Source organism: Desulfonatronum zhilinae (genome assembly GCF_900182865.1).
Lineage (GTDB): Bacteria > Desulfobacterota > Desulfovibrionia > Desulfovibrionales > Desulfonatronaceae > Desulfonatronum > Desulfonatronum lacustre.
Window position 1 is genome coordinate 58,011 of the sequence record NZ_FXUJ01000001.1, and the last position, 18,380, is coordinate 76,390.

The window sequence follows — 18,380 nt, forward strand, 5'->3', positions numbered from 1 at the left end:
CGGCATGAAGATATGGAGGGTCGGGATGCGAAGGGATGTTTTTTTTGTCCGGTATGGCGCGGCCATGATGGTCGTTTTGTTGTTTGTCCTCGGGCTGGCGGCGTGCGGCGGCTCCTCGGAGCCCCAAGGACGGCCCGCGCCTCCCCCACCGCCGGTGACCGTTTTGACCGTGCAGGCGCGGGACGTGGAGGTGGTTCGGGAGTATCCGGCCAGGGTTCACGGTTCGCGTCAGGTTCAGATTCGCTCCAGGGTGGAGGGAATCCTGCGCGAGCGGCTGTATGAGGAAGGCAGGGTGGTCAAGAAGGATGAGCTGCTGTTTCGCATCGATCCGGAACGCTATGAGATCGCCCTGCGGCGGGCCGAGGCCGATCTGGCCGACGCCCGGGCCAACCTGAACCATGCCCAAAGGGAGTGGGACAGGTATTCCCGGCTGTTCGCCGAGGCCGCGGTGAGCGAGCTGGAGCGGGACAAGGCCCTGACCGTCCTGGAAACGGCTCAGGCCCGTTTCGCCCAGGCCCAGGTGGCCGTAACCGACGCCCGGCGCAACCTCGGCTACACGGAAGTCCGCGCCCCGGTGGCCGGAGTGACCGGCCTGGAGAACCTCTCCGAGGGCAATCTGATCGAATGGGGCGGGCTGTTGGCCACCATCACCCAGCAGGACCCGGTGCATGTCCGCTTCGCTCTGCCGGAAACCGACTCCGCAATGCGTGGCGGCGGTCGCTCCCGGCGCGCGGAACTGCTGCTGCCGGAAGGGCTGAAGTATCCCCACCCCGGAGAGATCGACTTCACCGCCAGCGTGATCGACGCCCGGACCGGCACGGTCACGGCGCGGGCCGTTTTTCCCAATCCGGACCAAACGCTGATCCCCGGACAATTCGTCCGAATTCGAGTCGCTCTGCAAAATTTGGAAGGTGTTTTCGCGGTGCCCGAGGCCGCCGTGGGCCAGGGCCGCGAAACGCCGCACCTGTTTGTCCTGGACGACGAGGACGCGGCCGGGATCAGGCCGGTCCGTCTGGGGCCGGTGAGCGACGGTCGACAGATCGTCCTGGAGGGACTGAACAACGGTGACCGGGTCGTTATCAACGGTCAGGTCGCCCTGCGCGACGGCGCGCCCGTGAACGTCGTGGAGACCGTCCATGACGATGCCGTAGGGGACACTCCCGAGGGTGATCAAGTGAGCGATCAAGTAAGCGATCAAGTGACCAACGGCCAAATTTCCGGGGAGAATCCGGAGCCGGAGGAACGCTGATGTTTCGCTTCTTCATCGATCGACCGATCTTCGCCTCGGTCATTTCCATCATCATTATTCTGGCCGGAGGGGCCGCCCTGCGCGTGCTGCCCGTGGAGCAGTATCCGAACGTGGTTCCGCCGCAGGTCGTGGTCGCGGCCATGTACCCGGGCGCCAGCTCCGAAGTCATCGCCGCGGCCGTGGCCGCTCCCCTGGAGCAGGAAATCAACGGCGTGGACAACATGATCTACATGGAGTCCAGCGCCACGGACTCCGGGATGCTGCAAATCACGGTCTCCTTTGAAATGGGCACGGACCCGGACCAGGCGGCCATCAACGTGAACAACCGGGTTCAGGCCGCCGCCTCCCGGTTGCCCCAGCGGGTCCGGGATCTGGGGGTGCGCGTGGAGGCCCGTTCCACGAACATCTTGATGGTTCCAGTGCTCTACTCGCCCGACGACAGCCGGGACACGCTGTTCATCAGCAACTACGCCCTGCTCAACGTCCTGGACGAGTTGGTCCGGCTGCCAGGCGTGGGGGAGGCCTCCCTGTTCGGCTCCCAGGACTACTCCATGCGCATCTGGTTGAACCCGGACAAGCTGGCCCAGTACGACCTGACCCCGTCGGACGTGGCCGCCGCCGTCCGGGAGCAGAACGCCCTGTTCGCCGCCGGTCAATTGGGCGCCGAGCCTTCCCCGGCGGACCAGGCCTTTTCCTTTGCCGTGACCACCCGAGGCCAACTGGCCGACGCCCAGGAGTTCGAACGGATCATCCTGCGCTCCTCCGAGGACGGGGGCGTGCTGCGTCTGGGCGACGTGGCCCGGGCCGAGCTGGGCTCTCAGAGTTACGCCTTTTCCGCGACGTACAACGGCCAGTCCGCCGTGCCCATCGGGGTTTATCTCCAGCCCGGGGCCAACGCCCTGGATACGGCCAATCGAATCCACGACACCCTGGAGGCGCTTTCCCAGCGCTTCCCGCTCGGCGTGGCCCATACCGTGGCCTACGACACCACCGAGTTCGTGGAAATCTCCATCCGCGAAGTGATGATCACCCTGGTCATCGCCGTGGTCCTGGTGGTGCTGGTCACCTTCGTCTTCCTGCAGCGCTTCCGGGCCACCCTGGTCCCGGCCGCGGCCATTCCAGTCTCCCTGGTGGGCACCTTTGCCGGGATGCTGGCCATGGGCTTTTCCGTGAATCTGCTGACCCTGTTCGGCCTCGTGCTGTCCATCGGCATTGTGGTGGACAACGCCATCATCGTCCTGGAAAACGTGGACCGGTTGATGCGCGAACAGGGCCTGCGGGCCCGGGAAGCAGCCATCGAGACCATGAAGCAGGTTTCCGGAGCCGTGGTCTCTTCGACCCTGGTTCTTGTGGCGGTATTCGTGCCCGTGGCGTTTCTCGGCGGGATGACCGGCGAACTCTACCGCCAGTTCGCGGTGACCATCTCCGTTTCCGTGGTGGTTTCCGGCGTAGTGGCCCTGACCCTGGCCCCGGCCATGTGCGCTCTGCTTTTGGACCGCAAGGTCCGCAAGACGTCCGGGCCCTTTGCGCTGTTCAACTATTTGTTCGACAAGCTCACCGCCGCCTTTGCCTGGATCGTGGAGAAGATGCTGCGCCACGCCGTGATCAGCATGCTGCTCTTCCTGGCCGTGACCGCCGGGACGGTGTACGCGGTCACGCGCCTGCCCTCGGGCCTGGTCCCCCAGGAAGACCAGGGCGTGGCCATGGTCGTCTTTCAACTACCCCAGGGGTCGGCCCTGCCGCGCACCGAGGCCGCGCGGGAGACCATCACGGGCATGCTCACCGGCCTGGACGAGATTCAGGACTTTACCACCGTGGCCGGGTTCGACATCTTTGACGGAGCCTTGCGCACCAACGCCGGACTGGGCTTCGCCAACCTGACCGACTGGAAGGACCGCCGAGCCCCCGGTCAGGACGCCATGTCCCTGGCCGGACGGATCATGGGCATGGGCATGAGCGTCCCGGAAGCCAACGTGCTTGCCTTCACCCCGCCGCCCATCCAGGGGCTGTCCCTGACCGGAGGCGTACAAGGCTACCTGGAGGTCCGCGACGGCTCCTCGCCCCGGGAGGTCGAAACCCGGGCCGGACGCTTCATCGCGGCGATCAACGCCCGTCCTGAAGTGACCAACGCCCGGGTCACCCTGGACACCACCATCCCCCGCTACCACGCCGAGGTGGACCGGGAAAAGGCCCGGGCCGCGGGCGTGCCCATCAACCAGATATTCGAGGCCATGCAGAGCACCTTCGGCGCCCTGTACGTCAATGACTTCACCCTGGCCGGACGCAACTGGCAGGTGAACATGCAGTCCGAGGGCGAATTTCGGAGCCGGCCCGAAGACCTGAACCGGGTCTTCGTACGCTCGGAGCACGGCCAAATGCTGCCCCTGAGCGCCCTGGTCACCCTGGAGCGCCAGCCGGGCCCGGACGTCATCAACCGCTTCAACGGCAACGCGGCGGCCAAATTTTTCGCCGATCCGGCCCCGGGCTTCACCACGGGCCAAGCCAAGGAGGCCATCGAAGAGACGGCCCTGGACGTGCTGGACCAGGCCACGCGGATCGGCTGGGTGGGGGAGGCCTACCAGTTGGACGCCGCAGCCGGGGCCGGAGCTCTGGCCTTCGGGCTGGGCCTCTTGATGGTCTTTTTGATCCTGGCCGCCCAGTATGAACGCTGGTCCCTGCCTTTCGCCGTGGCCTCGGCCGTGCCCTTCGGCGTGCTTGGCGCGGCCCTGTCCGGCCTGTGGCGCGGCTTTCCCAACGACATCTACTTCCAGATCGGCCTGTTGGTGCTCATCGGACTGGCGGCCAAAAACGCCATCCTGATTGTGGAGTTTGCGGCCCAGAACCGGGAACGCGAAGGCCTGTGCGCCTTCGATGCGGCCCTGGCCGCGGCCCGACAGCGCTTCCGGGCGATCATGATGACCGCCCTGACCTTCATCATCGGCTCCCTGCCCCTGGTCTTCGCCACCGGCGCGGGCGCCAACAGCCGTCAGGAGATCGGCACCGTGGTGGTGGGCGGCATGATCCTGGCCAGCTCCCTGGCCTTGCTCTTTGTCCCGGTGTTCTACAAACTGATGGACGACTCCTCGTTTTGGTTCCACAACCGGAAGATGCTCCATCCGGAGAAGGAGTGCTCTTGATGCGCGGATGAATGACCGGCCTGTTTCGAACAGTTACTGGCCAGCTGGCCTTTCGCGGGAATGACGTGTTTTTCAATGCGTTTCCGAGTCAGTTATACTCGCAAAGGCGGTATCCATGCTGCTTTTACTCGGAAGAGTGCGAGTAGTTATACCAATTCTACTTCGGCAATGCGTTTTTCGCTTGAGAAAATGCAGTTATCGGGGTCGGCGTCGGTATCGGTATCGGTATCGGTATCGGGATAGATACTGTTTGTTCGCCAATAATTCTAATTCGATCCCGATACCGATACCGAAAGAGAAGCTTTGAATTAGAAATGGTATTACAACCATTTTTTGTTTCGATGGACTTGCCTCTTCCAGGTCCGACATCCTCGTCGCGATTCGGCTGTGCCGGAGAATTGGGATTTACTGAATATGACGCAAAAAATCCCGCAATCGTTCCGAGGGAGGGTTTTCGTAGAGATTTTTGGGCGGTCCGTCGTGGATGATCCGGCCTTCGTCCATGAAGATGAGCCGGGTGCCCACGTTGACGGCGAAATTCATTTCGTGGGAAACGATGACCATGGTCATGCCTTCCTCGGCCAGAGAGCGCATCACGGCGAGCACCTCACCTTTCAATTCCGGATCCAAAGCTGAGGTGGGCTCGTCGAAAAGCATCAGCTTGGGCTTCACCGCCAAGGCGCGGGCAATGGCCACGCGTTGCTGCTGTCCGCCCGAAAGCTGTGACGGATAGTGGTTCCCACGTTCCTCCAGGCCCACTTTGCGCAACAATTCGGCGGCCAGTTCCCGAGCTTCGGCGCGAGATAAGCCGCGCACCTTGCGCGGTCCGAAGGCCACGTTTTCCATGGCCGTCATCTGAGGAAAAAGGTTGAACTGCTGAAAGACCATGCCCGCCTCCAGCCGGATCAGTCGGACATCGGTTTTGGAATCCGTGACGCTTTTGCCGTCCACCAGCAGCTCTCCGGAGGTGATCTTCTCCAACACGTTGATGCAGCGCAGCAAAGTTGACTTGCCCGAGCCCGAGGGGCCGATGACCACAACCACCTCGCCTTGATCAATGTTCAGGTCGATGTCCCGCAATACCGTTACCTTGCCAAAATTTTTACAGACCTTCCGGCACTCGACCATGCTCATAGGATTTTCATCCTTCGTTCCAGCAGACGCAGGGACAGCGCCAGGGTTGTCGTCATAACCATGTACAGGATGGCCACCGCGGTCCATACTTCCAAGGCCCGAAAGGTGGAAGCCATGATCTCCTGCCCCTGCCGGGTCAGCTCGCCCACGCCGATGACGATGAACAAAGAGGTATCCTTGAGGCTGATGATGAACTGGTTGCCCAATGGAGGAATCATCCGCCGGAAGGCCAGTGGACCGACCACGGACATGATGACTTGCAGCCTGGACAGGCCCAATGCAAGACCGGCGTCCACCAAGCCCTTGTTGATGGAGAGCACGGCCCCGCGGACGATCTCCGCGATATAGGCTCCGGCATTGACGGAGAGCACCATGATCGCCGCGTTCAAGGCGTTCATGCGGATTCCCAGGGCCAGGGGCAAGGCGAAATAGACGAACATGGCCTGGACCACGATGGGTGTTCCGCGAATGAAGGCCACGTAGGTAAAGGCAATCCAGTTCAGCACCGGAACCTTGTAGGCCTGGAACAACCCGGTAAGAATCCCGAGCAGAGTCCCCCCGATCAAACCGTAGAACGTGATTTCGATGGTCAGCTTCACGCCCTTCATCAGTTGGGGCATGGAGTTGAGGACCACGTCGTATTGAAATTCCATTGGATGTATCCTGATGGTTAAAGGTGTCGGCAGGCGTGAAAAAGACCTCGGTGGCGAAACACCAACCGGAGGTCTCCGCGTTGGAGCGCGGTCCAGAGATTGGACAGCGCTCCAACGCGGCGCGAGGACGGATTAACGGGGACTGGGGTCCTGGCCGAACCATTTGCGGTAGATTTCCGCATAGCGTCCGTTTTCCACCAATTCCAGAAAGGCGACGTTGACGTCGTTGCGCAGCTCGCTGCCCAGGGGAAAGCCGATACCGTAGGACTGGGCCTGCATCCGAGGGCCCACGGCCTTGACCGCGCCTTCACCAGCGGTGGTGATATAGTACAGCACGTTGGGCGTGTCGTGCATGGCCACGTCCACGCGACCGGTGCGTAATTCCATGTAGGCTTGTTCGATGTTGGGAAACTTGATGATTTCCGACGGATTCAGCGAGGGGGCGTGGTTGTCGCTGGTGGTTCCCGTGCGCACCGCGATCCGTTTTCCGGCCACGTCCTCCGGACCCTTGATCTCCTCATTGTCCGAACGGACCATCAGGGTCAGGCCGCTGTCGTAGTAGGGATGGGAAAAATCCACGACTTTTTCTCGTGCGGAAGTGATGGTGATTCCGGCCAACGCCGCGTCAATGCTTCCGGTTTGCAGGGCCGGGACGATACCCGCAAAATCCATGGGCTGTAGTTCGTACTCCACGCCGAGCTCCTCGGCGATGGCGGCCCAGAGGTCGATGTCGAATCCAGTGTACTCGCCTGTTTTTGGGTCACGAAACTCAAAGGGAACAAAGGCCGTATCCACGGCCACAACAAGCTTTTTTGCCGCCGCCGGGCCTGAAAGAAGACCGAGAGTCAGCAACAGCGCGACCACGACGCATCCAATCAATTTTTTCATAAACACCTCCGGTTAAAGTTTTTACAAGTTCAACAACTCGCCTGTCGGGCGTATACAATACTGGAGACCTATCCAATAAAAACAAGGAGTGTCAATTTTATTCCATGTCTGATCGGCAATTCGGGCCGTAATGTGAAGTGGTCAAAACGTCGCGGACGGCGCATTGACCCGCGCCGCTGTCGATGTGTGATTAATCACGTGTAGATATCGCGAAAAGAAAAAACTCTTTCTCCTGACAGGCAGTTAAAAAAGACCATTTTTTAAGCCGGATGGAAGACAATGTTTTTGTGGCATGATTCATGCTAAATTTGTGCTGTTAAACAATGTCCGATTCCGCGGACTGCTCACCGAAACTTGACGGCGCATTGAGCAACGTGGCTGACGAGTTTTCAACGGCCCGCCGCGGAAGAGGAGAGCGACCGGGAGGTCTTATGCACAATGGCGACGATGGTGATGGTGCTGTGCCGCGATCCGCAACCCTTTCCAGACGAAATTTCCTGAAAGCCGCGGGGGTGGCCGGCGCGGCCGCGGTTTTGCCCCTGAAAACGAATCCTGGCGAGGCTGCCCAGCGATCCGACCAGCACCCCGAAGAACTGGCCACGGTTCTGGACATCAGCCAGTGCATCAATTGCGGGGCCTGCGTGGAGGCCTGCCGGGAGGTTAACGGGTTCAAGCATCCCAAGCCGGAGAAGCCCTTTCCGGAGATGTTCCCCAAGCGGGTGCAGGCCGAGGACTGGACGGATCGGCGGTTCACGGACGACCGGCTGACCCCGTATAACTGGCTGTACATCCAAACCGCCGCCGGAGAGTGGAACGGCAAGCCTTTTGAGCTGCACATCCCAAGGCGGTGCCTGCACTGCCAAAACCCGCCCTGCGCCAATCTCTGCCCGTGGGGCGCGGCCCTGCGCCAATCCGACGGCATCGTGCGGATCAACGAAAAAATCTGTCTGGGCGGGGGCAAGTGTCGCGACGTCTGTCCGTGGGCGATCCCGCAGCGCCAAACCGGGGTGGGTCTGTATCTGGACCTGATGCCCAGATTCGCCGGGAACGGGGTGATGTACAAATGCGACCGCTGCTACGACCGTGTAGCCCAGGGCGAAGAACCGGCGTGCATCGAAATCTGTCCCATGCGCATCCAGCACATCGGCCCGCGATCCGAAATGCTGGATCTGGCCCGCAAGCTGGCCAAGGACATGGATGGGTACGTGTACGGGGCCGAAGAGAACGGCGGGACGAACACCTTTTATGTTTCCCCGGTTCCGTTTGACGTGCTGAACGGTGCGATGCAGACCGGTCCGGGCCGACCGCATCTGGAGCCGGTCCAGGACGTGATGGCCAAGGCGGAGAACCTGACCTGGGCCCTGATCGCGGCGCCCCTGGCGGGCATCGCCGCCGGGCTGCTGACCGGCGCACGGGCCATGACCCAAAAGGAGTCCGGCCATGAATAGCCCGAAACCTCTCATCTCCCCCTGGCAGACCCGGCTCTTCGCGGTCAGCGTGTTCGTGCTGGCCGTTTCCGGGTTGGGCCAGATGCCGCTTTTCAAGCGATACTATATCGCGGATATTCCCGGCCTAGCCTGGACCGCGGACTTTTTCGTCCAGCATGTCCTGCATTACGTTGCCGCCGGGATTTTTCTGGCCCTGGTCGCCTATTGGGCCGTAATCCATCTCCGGGTTCTTTCCCGGACATGCCGGATCACCCTTTGGGGCCGGTTGCGCATCGCGGCCGTCGCAGCCCTGATCGGATCGGGCTTTTTCCGGGTACTCAAGAACCTGCCTGAGTGGTCCTTTTCCCCGGAAGCCGTGATGTTCATCGGCTGGTCCCACCTGGCAGCGGCCCTGCTGTTCGGGGTTCTGGCCCTGCTGGCGCGAATCAGCGGAAATTCCGCATACATGGCTCCCCGTTTCCCTGAGTAACGACTTTCTCGGGCGCGAAACGCTGTTTCGCGCCCCCCTTCTTCCTGTTTTTCCTCTCTGCCCCAACGCTTCGTCTCTCTTGTTTGTTCCCCGGTTTTCTGTCAGTCTTGGCCCTGTTTTTTCGGACTCCGGCCATGCCGGAGCGATCACTCCGGCGACCGAGAATCCCCTGAGCGACAACGGAGGGAGCGCATGCAGGAACTGACCATCCAGACCCCGCAACGCGAAGCCCTGGTGGACGTCACGGCCCAGGTGCAGGACGTCGTCCGCAACCATGAGTTTCTGGACGGCATGCTTGTGCTGTTTTGTCCGCATACCACAGCCGGGCTGACCATCAACGAGAACGCCGATCCCACCGTGCCTCGGGACATTTTAACGACCTTGCGGCGTCTGGTCCCGCATCAGGGCGACTACCAGCACTCCGAGGGCAACAGCGACGCCCACGTCAAGGCATCGCTGCTCGGCTCGGACTTGCGCGTTCTGGTTGAGGAGGGGCGGTTGCTGCTGGGCCTCTGGCAGGGTGTCTTTCTGGCGGAATTCGACGGTCCGCGTTCCCGCAAAATCTGGCTGAAGTGGTTCCCTTCGCCGGGGTCGGCCTGACCGGCGTTTTACGGGGTTGTCATCGTGCCCACCACGGAGGTTCTTCTGGAAACCATGCCCGATCCCAACCTGTTCCTTCGCAAGTTGCTGATCTGCGTCAGCGAGGATCCGGCCCTGCTCCACGGAGCACGTTTCGTGAGCAATTTTTTTCAACCTGCCGAGGATTTGCTGATCGATCTTGTCCTGACGCCCCAGACCGATCTGGCCGGGGACGACCCGGACCGGCTTTCCTCGCCGGACGCCCTGCACTGGGCCGTGGCCGTGCTGGAGGAAAAGGGCTTCTCGGTAGCAAAAACGTGCCCGGACGCATCCGGCAAGCCGTTTCTCCGCATTTCCGACATCGCCGAAGTGGCGGATCACCACCGTTATGACGCCGTGGTTCTCGGCTGCCGGGGCATTCGTCGCCTGGAAGAGCATCTGAATACCGCGTTCAAGGAAACCGTTTTCGACCAAAACCTGGACTTTCCCTTTTGGATATGTCGGGAGCCGGATCTGACCCGATCCGGCGTCTTGCTCTGCGTGGACGGCTCCAAGCCCGGCCTGTGCGCCGCTGACCATGTGGGCATGATGTGCGCCCCGGAGCCGCGCCATGCCATTTGCGTGGCCTACCTGGCCGACCCGAATCGGCGGGACCATCGGGACGAGGCGTTGATTCTGGACAATGCCGTGCGCATGCTGCGGGCCAACGCCGTTGCCGAGTCACGGATCTCAACAAAGGTGCTAACCGCGGCGGACCATGCTCAAGGAATTCTCGAAGAAGCGGAGCGGGGGCGTTACGCCGCCGTGGCCGTGGGGCGAGCCGGAGCCGGACGGGGGATGATGGCCGATTGGCAGTTCGGTTCGGTCAGCTTGCGGTTGTTCCGCGAATTGTGCGGCGCGAGTCTGTGGGTTTGTGGCTATCCGTGCAAGCTGTAGAACGGAAAGCATGGTTTCGGGACCCCTGGTTCTACGCCGTCCTGGCCCTGGCACCCGCGGCATGGCTTCTACCCGAACCCGCGGTTGCCGTGGCCCTATGGAGGCTGGGGGTGATGGCCCTGGCCGAGGAAGTGGTATTCCGGGGACTGCTGCAAAAGTGGCTTCGCGGGCGTTCTTTTTATTTACGGAGCTGGGGGCCGCTGACCCTGGCCAATCTTGTCGCCTCGATCTGTTTCGCCGCGGCGCACCTGTTCGCCCAGCCTCCGCTCTGGGCCGCGGCCGTGTTTTTTCCCTCCCTGATTTTTGGATGGATCTGGGACAGACACGGACGCATCCTGCCCTGCGTCCTGGTGCATTTCGGCTATAACCTTTTCTTTTTCCACCGATTTTAACGCCCCGCGACCTCGAATACCATGCACAGACGACGGTTTTTAGCCCTGGCCGCCGGCATCGCCACGCTGACGGGCATGGGGGCCCTGAAGCTGTTCCCCTCCCGGCTGCTTGCCCAGCCTGAATTTCCCATCCCTCGCCAAAAAACCTTTCGGGTGATCAACACCTACCCCCACGACCCCGCGGCCTCCACCCAGGGGCTGCTGTTTTATGACGGGCATCTCTACGAAAGCACCGGAGGCTGGGGCACTTCCTCGCTGCGCAAGGCCGAATTGACCACCGGGCGCGTGCTGCGCAAGCGGAACCTTGCGCCGCAGTACTTTGGCGAAGGCCTGGCCCTCTGGGACGACCGGCTGATTCAGGTCACCTGGAAGTCCGGTACCGGCTTCGTCTACGATCTGGATACCTTCGACCAGTTGGAGACCTTCACCTACCCCGGAGAGGGCTGGGGGCTGACCCAGGACGACCAGGGGCTGATCCTCAGTGACGGCACCCATATCTTGCGCCGCCTGGACCCGTACACCTTCCAGGAAACCGGACGGATCGCGGTCCATGACCAGGGTCGGCCCCAGCGCGGCCTGAACGAGTTGGAATACATCGAGGGCGAGATCTGGGCCAAGATTTTTCCCACGGACGAGATGGTCCGCATCGATCCAGACGACGGGCATGTGGTGGCCCGGGTCGATCTGAACGGAATCCTCGGGCCGCGGCGGAGATCTTCGGAAGCCGTGCCCAACGGGATCGCCTACGACTCGGAGCAAGGGCGGATATTCGTGACCGGCAAGCTGTGGCCGGTGTTGTTTGAAATCGAAGTCGTTCCAAGGAGTTGAAAATGAGTCGACTCGTCGGCGTGATATCGGACACCCACGGCCTGCTGCGCCCCAGCGCCCTGGCCGCACTGCAAGGCTGCGACCTGATCCTCCATGCCGGAGATGTCTGCGGCCCGGAGATCATCGCCGCCCTGCAGGGCGTCCAGCGCACCGTGTTCGTCCGGGGCAACATGGACCGGCCCGCTTCGGGCAGCCCGATGCCCAAAACCGAGGCGGTGGAATTCGCCGGAAAGCGCTTTTACGTGCTCCACGACCTGTACGAACTGGACCTGGACCCCAGGGCCGCGGGCGTGGACGCCGTCATCCACGGCCATACTCACACCCCGGACATCACCTACAAGGACGACGTGCTCTATCTCAATCCGGGCAGCATCGGGCCGAAGCGCTTCACCTTGCCGGTTTCCATGGCCGTCATCCGTGTCAAGGATGACGCCATGCATCCGGAACTGATCACGTTGCCGGAGTAACGGGGCGACACGTCAACCAACCGAGTTTTTACGGAGGAAAAATCCGCATGGCGATCATCATGGGCACCGCGGGCCACATCGATCACGGCAAGACCAGTCTGGTCAAGGCTCTGACCGGTATCGACTGCGACCGACTGCAGGAGGAGAAGAAGCGCGGCATTACCATCGAACTGGGCTTTGCGTTTCTGGATCTGCCCGGCGATGTCCGTCTGGGCGTGGTGGACATGCCCGGTCACGAGCGGTTCGTGAAGAACATGGTGGCCGGGGCCGCGGGGATCGACTTCGTGTTGCTGGTGATCGCCGCGGACGAAGGCGTGATGCCTCAGACCCGGGAACACCTGGAAATCTGCACGCTGCTGGGCATCCGACGCGGATTGGTGGCCCTGACCAAGGTGGACATGGTGGAGGAAGAATGGCTGGAATTGGTCCAGGAGGACGTGCGCGCTTTTTTGGAACCCACGTTTTTGGCCGAGGCCCCGTTGATGCCGGTTTCCGCGCACAAGGGGATCGGGCTGGACGATCTGCGGCTGGAAATCGCGGGGCTGGCCGGAGAGTTTCACCGGGAGCCCCGCTCGGACGTGTTCCGGCTGCCCGTGGACCGGATATTCACCATGCGCGGTCACGGCACCGTGGCCACGGGGACCTTGATTTCCGGGACCCTCAAAGTGGGCGACGACCTGGAGATCGCGCCCAGGGGCCTGAAAAGCAAGGCCCGCGGCCTGCAAGTCCATGGCGACTCCCCGGAACGGGCCGAGGTGGGCCAGCGCACGGCGGTGAACCTGCACGGCCTGGAGGTGGAAGACCTGGAGCGGGGCATGGTCCTGACTCATCCCGGCACTCTGTTTCCCAGCACCACCTGGGACCTGGAGCTGACCTGCCTGCCTTCCACGCCAAAGGCCCTGAAACACCGCACTCAGATCCACTTTCACCACGGCACCCGGGAAATCCTGGCTCGGATCTACTTTTTGGACCGAGACAAGCTGGATCCGGGCGAGACGGCCATGACCCAGGTCCGGTTCGAGGAGCCCATGGTCGGGATGTACGGGGACCGCTGCGTACTGCGCTCGTTCTCGCCGCTACGCACCGTGGCTGGCGGCAAGCTGGTCAATCCCCTGGGCCGCAAGGTCAAGCGCCATTCGGCGACCGTTGGTCGGCTGGGAGAACTGGCCGGGGCTCAGGGAGATCAACGCATCCTGCTCCAGCTCGAACTGGCCGGATTGTCCGGACTGACGTTCGGCCAACTGCGGGCCGTGACCTGCCTGGAAACCAAGGAACTGGAGAAGCAGCTTCAACTCTTGGGCGGTAGGCAAGAGGCCTTTCTGTTCGAGCGGGAAGACCGGACCTATGTCCATGGTCGGCTGGCCCAGGAACTCGGCGCGGGCATCGTGGAGCATGTCGGGGAATTTCACCGCAAGGAGCCCATGAAGCAGGGCGTTTCCCGCGGAGCCCTGGCCTCGGGCTGGGGACGGAAACTGCACCCTAAGCTGTTCCATTTTGTCCTGGAGCGGACCCTGAAGCAGGGTGCTTTGGCCGCGGACGGCGACCTGTTCCGCCTCCCCGGCCACAAGGTATCCCTGGCCTCGGACCAGGCCAAGCTGCGCGAGACGATTCTGCAAGCCTACGACCGGGGCGGCCTGACCCCGCCCAACGTCAAGGACGTCCTGGCCCCCCTAAACCTGGAAATGAAGGAAGCCGCCCCGGTCTTCCGCCTGCTTCAGGAACAGGGCCAATTGGTCAAGGTCAAGGAGGACATGTTCTTCACCTTCCAGGCCCTGGAGCGAATCAGGGAGATGGTCAGGGGCTTTTTCCGCGACAACCCGGAAATGGAACCCTCGGATTTTCGAACCGTCACCGGCTTGTCCCGCAAATTCTCCATCCCGCTGTTGGAGTATTTGGACAAGGAGAAGATGACCGTACGGGTAGGGGACAAGCGGCGGCTCCGGTCCTGACAGTCCCGTTGAAAAACTCCCAATTGTTGCGTCGCTGCAAAAAAATCAAACTCTCGCGTATCAATAAATACGCTTCGATCTTGATTTTTTATTGCTCCTTGCACTTGGGGTTTTTGAACGGACTGCCGACAAAGCATTTTTTCAGCACTCAGCTAAACGAAGCCTACTGCACTCCCCCGTCTCCGGCCCGCTCGTCTTCGCTGACCGCCTTGGCCAGATAGGTCCGGGTGTGGGCCATGGTGTTGGCAAAGAGCTTGGCTCCGGCCAACACGGCGAAGGGATCGTCCTCGCGGCCGCAGCATCGCGCAAAGGCCGGGCCGATGGCCTGGGTCGGGTCGGCGTCTCCGGTCAGCGCGGTCATGGCCTGAACGTAGGTGTTCAAGCGGGCCTTGATCGCCTCAAAATACTCGATGTCCTTGCCGATGAGCAGGGACGTGGTCTGGGAGAGGTTTTCGGCGAACTCCCGGACGGCTTGCCAATACGGCTCCAGAATTTCATCCTTAAGCGGGTCCTCCTGCAAGAAGTAGGAGATGCCCCAGCCGATGCTCACGATCTTGAGCAATTGCAACTCATACTCCGCCGTATTCGGGTCCACGCCACCCTCTTGAGGCAGCCCCTGCACCAGCCACTTGATGTCCTCGCGCTCCAGGGCGAAGCCGCACAGCCACTGGACATGGCCTTGAGGGCCGCCGGTATCGTGTTGGTCGGTGTTGTTCTCCACGTTACGTTCTCCTTGTTTTTCTTGCTGACTTACGCGCAACTGCGCCCTCTCCTTCGTAATCTTCGACGTTGGATGTGGAATTGACCTCCAACGTCGAAGAATCACTATTATTCAAAAAAGTTATGCTGTTGGAGGAAGGAGGAAAGAGAAACCCTGCGCCCCTTGAGGGCCAGCTTGCGGCGGATATTTTTGCGGTGGGTCTGGATGGTGTCAAAGGAGGTGTTCAACAGCTCGGCCACCTGCTGGGTGCCCGCGCCCATGCGGATCAGTCGGCAAACTTCGATTTCCCGGGGAGTGAGCTTGAGCAGGAGATTCGCCGATGCGTCGGTTTGGGCGTTCAGGCCGTCGGCGGAACCGGACTCGGAAAAGGCGGTGATGCGTTCCTCGATCATCACCTTGAGGGCGCTGCGCAGCTCCGGGGATTCCTCCCTGGCCATCCGCTCCACGGCCGGCAGTATCGCGGCCCGGACCTCCCGGAGCATGGCCTCCCGGACTTGTTCCTTCTCCTTTTCCGTGGAGCGGACCACGTTGCGCAGAGCCAGGCTCATGCCCTCCACTTCGGCCCGCTTGCGGCGAAGGCCCTTTTCCAGCAGGGCCTGGGCGGTCAGGTCGCGCAATACCATGTGATAGAGAGTGAAGCCCTGCAAATCGATCCGCCAGAGAGCCACCTCCACCGGAAGGGTGTCGCCATCCGGGCGCAGACACGTCCTACGAGACGTCCATCGTCCCCCGTCCTTGATGCGGGCCAACTTTTCAGCGATCACTTCCCGGTCCTCGACCTGGAACAGCGTCGTCACCGAACGCCCGACAAGCCCGTCGCCCCGCGGGTCCAGCAATTTCGCGGCCCGGGGATTGGCGGCGTGGACGACCCGGTCCTGAGCCAAAAGCAGCATGGCGTCCTGAACCCCGTCGAACATGGCCCCGAACAGATGGATCGAGTTCTCCAAAGCCTGAATGTTCTCCCCGATCCGTTCTTTGTATATTTCCCGTAACTGGACGATGGGTCGATTGTCCGTGGCGATGATCACGTAGGCGGGGCGAGTGGACGCGGAAGCAGGGCGAGGGGGCGGGCCGGACTCCGCGGAGGGCCCGGCATGGATGTCGGGTCGAGGCTGTGATTCGAGGGGTGACGGACAACCGGGCAAAGCAATAATCCGCAACGCAAAGGTACCCTTCCCGCCCGGCGCATGAACCTCGTGCACCCGTCCGGGCGGGAATCGCTCCAAGGCCTGCTCCAGACTCCGAACCGGTAGCTTGAGAATATCCCAGAACGTTCCGCCGGCACTTTCACGCGACGAGTCCTCCACTCCGCCCTGACCAACACTCAAAACTCCGCCAGCGGCGTCCGCGAACAATACTCGGTCGCTGAACGCGCGGACAACGGCGGAGAGGTTGCGAGGGCGGCGATGGACTGAGTTTTTGGGGGCGATGGCGGTTGCTCCTTCAGATGCAAGTCACTCAATTAGCCGAGATCATTAAACGTGGCGTGTCCAGTGTCTTCAAGGACTGGGAGCCGGTCATCGCGACAGGCGCGGAGTGCTTCGATGTCCGCCGAAACAATGATGGTCAGATGCTTCGTGATCTGCTCAACGGGCCAGTCCCACCAGGCGATGGCTTCGAGTTCCGCGACGACCTCGGGAGAAAAGCGCCGCCTGATCTGCCTTGCCGGATTTCCTCCAACGACCGTGTAGGCGGGAACGTCGGAAGCAACCACGGAGCGCGCGGCGATGATCGCGCCGTTGCCGATCTGTACTCCCGGCATGACCAGACTGTCGTATCCGATCCAAACATCGTTCCCAACCACCGTATCGCCTTTGTACGGCTGGTCGTCCCGGTCCGGGCCCGTGTCCCAGCCGTTGCCGAAAATTTGGAAGGGATACGTGGAGAACCCCGAAAGCTTGTGGTTCGCCCCGTTCATGATGAACTTCACGCCGCTGGCCAAGGCGCAGAACTTCCCTATGACCAGTCGGTCGCCCATGAACGGGAAATGATAGAGCACGTTGCGCTCGAAGTTCTCCGAATCGTCCGGATCATCGTAATACGTGTAGTCCCCGACGACGATGTTCGGATTCGTCACCGTGTTCTTGATGAAGCAGACCCGCGGAAATCCTTCCATTGGATGTTTTGTTGATGGATGTGGCCCGTTCACGGTGTTTTTCCTTGTTGTGGTTGAGCGTTTTCCAGTTCCGGAATGCTCCCTGGGGCCAGCTGCCTAGGCTACTCCGCTCCCTTCCTCGTCTCAACCATGCCCGCGATCACGCCTTCCAGCTTCCGGTTGAACGCTTCAGGCTCGGCCATGTGCAAAAAGTGGTCGGTCCCTTCAATGATCACTACATCGAAGGAATGGATATGGTGACGGTTGGCCTCCACGTTGGTCGGCCAGAGGTCCGCGTTGATCGCCACGATGGGCAACTCCAACCCGTCGAAGGCGGAAAGCGCGACGCCGCTGACCACGTCCGAAAGCATGTGTTCCATGGCGCTGAGAGCCACTTTCGGCGGCGCGGCCGATATGTCCGCCACCACCCAGTCGCGCAGGACAGGATCCGTCTTCTCGATGAACATCTGCCGCACGAATTGGGCCGCCCCGGCGGGGAAGTCGGGCTGGAGCAATCCCATCCAGGAATCGAATTCCTCCCGCGTCATCGGGTGGGAGACGTCATGAAAGGTATCCACCCCAATGGCCCCGATCACCCTGCCCGGCATCAGCCGAGCTGCCGCCACGCTTACAGGCCCGCCCATGGAATGCCCGATCAGGATCACCTGCTCGGCCCCCACTTCCTCGACCACGGCCTGGACATCCTCGCCAAAAGCGTCCATGGCGTAGTCCTCGCGTCCCAGCCCGGAATGCCCATGTCCCGCCAGGTCGATCACCACGACCCGATGATTTTTCGAGAAGTGCGGGACCTGCATCCGCCAGTAACGCCCATCGCAACTCCAGCCATGCACGAACACCAGAGTCGGTTCGCCGGTCCCATGCACCTCATAGGAGATCGGCACCCCATCGGCTGATCCAACCATGCTCGGCCAAACCGAATCCGCCAGTACCTGGGCGTTCAGCATGGAAAGCAGAAAGCAGGATAAAACGGCACCAAACAGCAAATTCTTGATCTTCATTATGTCCTCTTTGTGAATGATAGGGTGTTTCGTGTCCGCATTGGTCAAGTTCTTGGATTCAGTCGCGACGACACGCGCGAAGCGCTTCGATGTCAGCCGAAGCAATAACGTCCAGATGTTGGGAGATCTGCTCTACGGGCCAGTCCCACCAAGCGATGGCCTCGAGTTCCGCGATGACCTCCCGGTCGCCCATAAACGGGAAATGATTGAGCACGTTGCGCTCGAAGTCCTCCGAATCGTCGTAATACGTGTAGTCCCCCGATGACGACGTTCGATTCGTTACCGTGTTCTTGATGAAGCAGACCCGCGGAAATCCTTCCATTGGTGTTTGGTTGATGGACTTGGGCCGTTCACGGTATTTCCTCTTGTCTCCGCTTTATTTGGCACTCCAGCATCTCTGTCTCCCAAGCAAACCC

At 61.5% G+C, this 18,380-nt stretch carries 17 protein-coding genes and 1 pseudogene; 10 read left to right on the top strand and 8 right to left on the bottom strand.

All coding sequences use genetic code 11. The annotated features are described in order from the left end of the window. The first annotated feature begins 25 nt into the window (after nt 1–25). Both AC559A_RS00280 and AC559A_RS00285 read left to right on the top strand, forming a co-directional pair. The gene (locus AC559A_RS00280; protein WP_498815475.1) at nt 26–1,249 is read left to right on the top strand and encodes an efflux RND transporter periplasmic adaptor subunit; all 1,224 of its coding nucleotides are present in this window, start codon (nt 26–28) and stop codon (nt 1,247–1,249) included. After that, nucleotides 1,249–4,386, top strand: a complete 3,138-nt coding sequence (locus AC559A_RS00285; protein WP_498815476.1) for an efflux RND transporter permease subunit — start codon at nt 1,249–1,251, stop codon at nt 4,384–4,386. The genes AC559A_RS00280 and AC559A_RS00285 overlap by 1 nt, the downstream gene beginning before the upstream one ends. A 405-nt stretch (nt 4,387–4,791) precedes the next feature. Here the strand turns inward: AC559A_RS00285 and glnQ are convergent, their stop codons facing one another. The 3 genes from glnQ to glnH form a co-directional block, all read right to left on the bottom strand. After that, a complete protein-coding gene (gene glnQ, locus AC559A_RS00290) occupies nt 4,792–5,514 on the bottom strand; it encodes a glutamine ABC transporter ATP-binding protein GlnQ (RefSeq protein ID WP_498816043.1) in 723 nt (240 codons plus the stop codon). A 2-nt stretch (nt 5,515–5,516) separates the two neighbouring features. Beyond that, the gene (gene glnP, locus AC559A_RS00295; RefSeq protein WP_028572908.1) at nt 5,517–6,173 is read right to left on the bottom strand and encodes a glutamine ABC transporter permease GlnP; all 657 of its coding nucleotides are present in this window, start codon (nt 6,171–6,173) and stop codon (nt 5,517–5,519) included. Between the two features lie 132 nt (nt 6,174–6,305). Further along, nucleotides 6,306–7,061, bottom strand: a complete 756-nt coding sequence (gene glnH / locus AC559A_RS00300; protein WP_498815478.1) for a glutamine ABC transporter substrate-binding protein GlnH — start codon at nt 7,059–7,061, stop codon at nt 6,306–6,308. A 431-nt stretch (nt 7,062–7,492) separates the two neighbouring features. Here glnH and AC559A_RS00305 point away from each other — a divergent pair, with 431 nt between their 5' ends. The 8 genes from AC559A_RS00305 (at nt 7,493) to selB (ending at nt 14,129) form a co-directional block, all read left to right on the top strand. Further along, the gene (locus tag AC559A_RS00305; RefSeq protein WP_498815480.1) at nt 7,493–8,509 is read left to right on the top strand and encodes a 4Fe-4S dicluster domain-containing protein; all 1,017 of its coding nucleotides are present in this window, start codon (nt 7,493–7,495) and stop codon (nt 8,507–8,509) included. Beyond that, entirely contained in the window at nt 8,502–8,978 is a 477-nt protein-coding gene (locus AC559A_RS00310) for a FeS-binding protein (RefSeq protein ID WP_498815481.1), read from the top strand. Before AC559A_RS00305 ends, AC559A_RS00310 begins: the two co-directional genes overlap by 8 nt. A 192-nt stretch (nt 8,979–9,170) precedes the next feature. Next, the gene (locus tag AC559A_RS00315; RefSeq protein WP_498815483.1) at nt 9,171–9,578 is read left to right on the top strand and encodes a secondary thiamine-phosphate synthase enzyme YjbQ; all 408 of its coding nucleotides are present in this window, start codon (nt 9,171–9,173) and stop codon (nt 9,576–9,578) included. A 24-nt stretch (nt 9,579–9,602) separates the two neighbouring features. Further along, a complete protein-coding gene (locus AC559A_RS00320; protein WP_051434691.1) occupies nt 9,603–10,493 on the top strand; it encodes a hypothetical protein in 891 nt (296 codons plus the stop codon). Continuing rightward, nucleotides 10,481–10,885 carry a JDVT-CTERM system glutamic-type intramembrane protease MrtJ gene (mrtJ, locus tag AC559A_RS00325; protein WP_156932970.1) on the top strand — a complete coding sequence of 135 codons (405 nt, stop codon included), beginning with the start codon at nt 10,481–10,483 and terminating at the stop codon, nt 10,883–10,885. The genes AC559A_RS00320 and mrtJ overlap by 13 nt, the downstream gene beginning before the upstream one ends. Nucleotides 10,886–10,906: 21 nt before the next feature. Continuing rightward, nucleotides 10,907–11,713, top strand: coding sequence for a glutaminyl-peptide cyclotransferase (locus AC559A_RS00330; protein ID WP_051434693.1), 807 nt, complete (start codon nt 10,907–10,909; stop codon nt 11,711–11,713). Nucleotides 11,714–11,715: 2 nt separating this feature from the next. Beyond that, the gene (locus tag AC559A_RS00335; protein WP_028572912.1) at nt 11,716–12,180 is read left to right on the top strand and encodes a metallophosphoesterase family protein; all 465 of its coding nucleotides are present in this window, start codon (nt 11,716–11,718) and stop codon (nt 12,178–12,180) included. A gap of 47 nt (nt 12,181–12,227) precedes the next feature. Next, nucleotides 12,228–14,129, top strand: a complete 1,902-nt coding sequence (gene selB / locus AC559A_RS00340) for a selenocysteine-specific translation elongation factor (RefSeq protein ID WP_498815486.1) — start codon at nt 12,228–12,230, stop codon at nt 14,127–14,129. 163 nt (nt 14,130–14,292) lie between these two features. On the opposite strand, the gene AC559A_RS00345 is transcribed toward selB, so the two are convergent. The 5 genes and pseudogenes from AC559A_RS00345 to AC559A_RS00365 form a co-directional block, all read right to left on the bottom strand. Continuing rightward, on the bottom strand, nt 14,293–14,850 hold the full coding sequence (locus AC559A_RS00345) for a hypothetical protein (protein WP_051434694.1): 558 nt from the start codon (nt 14,848–14,850) through the stop codon (nt 14,293–14,295). A gap of 107 nt (nt 14,851–14,957) precedes the next feature. Next, a complete protein-coding gene (locus AC559A_RS00350; protein ID WP_498815488.1) occupies nt 14,958–16,178 on the bottom strand; it encodes a PAS domain S-box protein in 1,221 nt (406 codons plus the stop codon). A 134-nt stretch (nt 16,179–16,312) separates the two neighbouring features. Next, the gene (locus tag AC559A_RS00355; protein WP_498815490.1) at nt 16,313–16,999 is read right to left on the bottom strand and encodes a Vat family streptogramin A O-acetyltransferase; all 687 of its coding nucleotides are present in this window, start codon (nt 16,997–16,999) and stop codon (nt 16,313–16,315) included. Nucleotides 17,000–17,067: 68 nt separating this feature from the next. Further along, nucleotides 17,068–17,964 carry an alpha/beta fold hydrolase gene (locus tag AC559A_RS00360; RefSeq protein ID WP_498815492.1) on the bottom strand — a complete coding sequence of 299 codons (897 nt, stop codon included), beginning with the start codon at nt 17,962–17,964 and terminating at the stop codon, nt 17,068–17,070. A gap of 151 nt (nt 17,965–18,115) precedes the next feature. Further along, nucleotides 18,116–18,318: pseudogene (locus AC559A_RS00365) on the bottom strand (chloramphenicol acetyltransferase); the annotation flags it as partial. Nucleotides 18,319–18,380: the final 62 nt, after the last annotated feature.